1 pseudogene is annotated in these 340 nt (G+C 64.1%); it reads right to left on the reverse strand.

The window, feature by feature from the left end:
- A pseudogene (gene zntA, locus KVT28_RS24735) lies at positions 1-340 on the reverse strand (Zn(II)/Cd(II)/Pb(II) translocating P-type ATPase ZntA); the annotation flags it as partial.

Consider the following 340-nt stretch of genomic DNA (forward strand, 5'->3'; position numbering starts at 1 on the left):
GCCAAAGCCCAGTAGCGGCGGCAGCACCATCACCAGCAGCGCCAGCAGCATAATGGCGGGCGTATAGGTGCGGCTGAAGCGATCGATAAAGCGCTCAACCGGCGCACGATGGGTTTCGGCTTCCTCAATCAGTTGCAGGGTGCGGTCAATAGCACTTTGGCCCGGCTGGGAAATGACTTTCAGCGTCACCAGACGACGTAGGCTGGTGGCACCGGCCATGATCTGCTCGCCTGGCTCACGCGCTACCGGCAGCGGTTCGCCGGTCAACGCGCTTTCATCAAAGCTGGCGCTGGCGTGCAGCTGTTCGCCATCGGCCGGTGAGCGTCCGCCGGCCGCCACC

The sequence above is a fragment of the Pantoea sp. GbtcB22 genome (genome assembly GCF_019091025.1).
GTDB classification, from domain to species: domain Bacteria; phylum Pseudomonadota; class Gammaproteobacteria; order Enterobacterales; family Enterobacteriaceae; genus Pantoea; species Pantoea leporis.